Here is a 2,618-nt window from a genome sequence, read left to right as displayed (position 1 = left end):
AGCGGGCTTGCTCGCGATGGCGCCGGGCCAGATACATCGCATTCTGCTGATCGCGAGCAAGCCCGCTCCTACATAGACTGCAACCGCTTGAACAGGAGTCAATCATGCAAACCAAACTGTTGATCAATGGCCATTTGGTCGCAGGCGAAGGTCCGAGCCAATCGGTGTTCAACCCGGCATTGGGCCGCGTGCTAGTGGAAATCAATGAAGCCAGCGAAGCTCAGGTTGATGCCGCCGTGCGTGCCGCGGATGCCGCGTTTGAAAGCTGGTCACAGACCGCGCCCAAAGACCGCTCGCTGTTGCTGCTGAAACTGGCCGACGCGATTGAAACCCACGCCGAAGAGTTGGCCAAGCTCGAATCCGACAACTGTGGCAAGCCGTATCACGCCGCGCTGAACGATGAAATTCCGGCGATTGCCGATGTGTTCCGCTTCTTCGCCGGTGCCAGTCGCTGCATGGGCGGCTCGGCGGCCGGTGAATACTTGCCCGGCCACACCTCGATGATCCGCCGTGACCCAGTGGGCGTTGTCGCCTCCATCGCACCGTGGAATTACCCGTTGATGATGGTCGCTTGGAAAATCGCCCCGGCATTGGCAGCGGGCAATACCGTAGTGCTGAAACCGTCCGAACAAACGCCGCTGACCGCGCTGCGGTTGGTGGAGTTGGCCGCCGATATCTTCCCGGCCGGTGTGCTGAATCTGGTGTTCGGTCGCGGACAAACCGTGGGTAATCCGCTGGTGACTCATCCCAAGGTGCGCATGGTCTCGCTGACCGGGTCCATCGCCACCGGTTCGCACATCATTTCCAGCACCGCCGACGGCGTCAAACGCATGCACATGGAATTGGGTGGCAAGGCGCCGGTGATCATTTTCGATGATGCGGATATAGAAGCAGCGGTGGAAGGCATTCGTACGTTCGGCTTTTACAACGCGGGCCAAGACTGCACCGCCGCGTGCCGGGTGTATGCGCAAAAGGGTATCTACGAAAAATTCGTCACCCTGCTGGGTGAGGCGGTCAGCACTATTAAAGTGGGTTTGCAGAGCGACCCAGCAACCGAGCTAGGGCCGCTGATCACGGCCCAACATCGGGATCGGGTGGCGGGCTTTGTGGAACGCGCCCTTGCGCAGTCGCACATCCGTTTGATCACCGGCGGCAAAGCGGTGGAAGGCAATGGTTTCTTCTTTGAACCTACGGTGTTGGCCGACGCGCAACAAGACGATGAAATCGTCCGCCGTGAAGTGTTCGGGCCGGTAGTCTCGGTGACCCAGTTCGACGATGAAGCCCAGGTGTTGGCGTGGGCCAACGAGTCAGATTATGGCCTCGCCTCATCGGTGTGGACCAAAGACGTCGGCCGCGCGCATCGCCTTTCGGCGCGGTTGCAGTACGGCTGCACATGGGTCAATACGCACTTCATGCTGGTCAGCGAAATGCCCCATGGCGGTCAGAAAATGTCTGGCTATGGAAAGGACATGTCCATGTATGGATTGGAGGATTACACGACCGTCAGGCATGTGATGTTTAAGCATTAACGTTGCTGTCTGCGTTGACGCCTTCGCGGATGAATCCGCTCCCACAGGGTGACCACGTTCCAACTGTAGGAGCGAATTCATTCGTGAAAGGGTCAGTGCAGAGATAGTTGTTTCACCCGCAATCGAGATCAAAACAATAACGACTGAATCGAGTCGCGCTTAACCGTGCGACTGCGAATTCTCACACCCAAAATCTGCCGATTCCCAGGAGAAACACATGACCGTTCCATCCCTTTATTCGGCCGCTGACAGCGATGCCGAACAACTTCGCAAGTTGGGCTATACCTCCAACTTCAACCGCAGCATGAGCCTTTGGGAGAACTTCGCCCTGGGCTTTACCTACCTATCGCCGGTAGTCGGCGTATATACCCTGTTCGGCCTGTGCCTGGCGGCAGGCGGCCCCCCGATGTTCTGGGCCTATTTGCTTGTCGGCATAGGTCAACTGTTGGTGTGTCTGATTTTCGGTGAAGTGGTGTCGCAGTTTCCCATATCCGGCGGCGTCTACCCGTGGGCGCGCCGGTTAGTTGGCAAACGCTGGGCGTGGATGGTCGGCTGGATCTACGCGATTGCTTTGTGCGTGACCATCGCCGCTGTCGCCGTGGGTGCCGGGCCTTATCTGGCGGCCATGTTAGGTTTTGAGCCGAGCAACAATACCAATATCGTTATTGCGCTGGCGTTAACAGCGTTCGCCACACTGGTTAATCTCAGCGGCACTAAAGTACTTTCGCGTATCGCAATGTTCGGTTTTTTGTGCGAATTGATCGGCGCGGTAATTGTGGGTTTGTATTTGTTAATCTTCGAGCGCCATCAACCGATCAGCGTGTTGTTCAATACGTTTGATATCCGCATCGACGGCTCTTATCTGCCAGCGTTCCTCGCCGCCTCCTTGGCTGGGATGTTCCTGTATTACGGCTTCGAAGCCTGTGGTGATGTCGCCGAAGAAACGCCCAACCCGAGCAAGATGATTCCTCGCGCCATGCGCATGACCATTTACATCGGCGGTGCCGCAGCGATGTTCGCTTGCCTGGCGTTAATCCTCGCCGTGCCGGACATGGCCGCAGTCATCAACGGCACCGACAAGGACCCGGT

The 2,618-nt window shown here is 57.5% G+C and carries 2 protein-coding genes; both read left to right on the top strand.

Annotation, left to right across the window (positions count from 1 at the left end; translation table 11 throughout):
• The first annotated feature begins 104 nt into the window (after window positions 1-104).
• A complete protein-coding gene (locus M0974_RS26165) occupies window positions 105-1,529 on the top strand; it encodes a gamma-aminobutyraldehyde dehydrogenase (RefSeq protein WP_297843939.1) in 1,425 nt (474 codons plus the stop codon).
• A 217-nt stretch (window positions 1,530-1,746) separates the two neighbouring features.
• Window positions 1,747-2,618: APC family permease (locus tag M0974_RS26160; protein ID WP_297843936.1), on the top strand; the 872-nt coding region annotated here is incomplete at its 3' end.

Source organism: Pseudomonas sp., assembly GCF_026224925.1.
Classification (GTDB): domain Bacteria; phylum Pseudomonadota; class Gammaproteobacteria; order Pseudomonadales; family Pseudomonadaceae; genus Aquipseudomonas.
This window is presented reverse-complemented; position numbering and strand designations above follow the sequence as displayed.

Coding starts and splice junctions, on each gene's coding strand:
- M0974_RS26165 (WP_297843939.1), top strand. CDS start 105: ATGCAAACCAAACTGTTGATCAATGGCCATTTGGTCGCAGGCGAAGGT.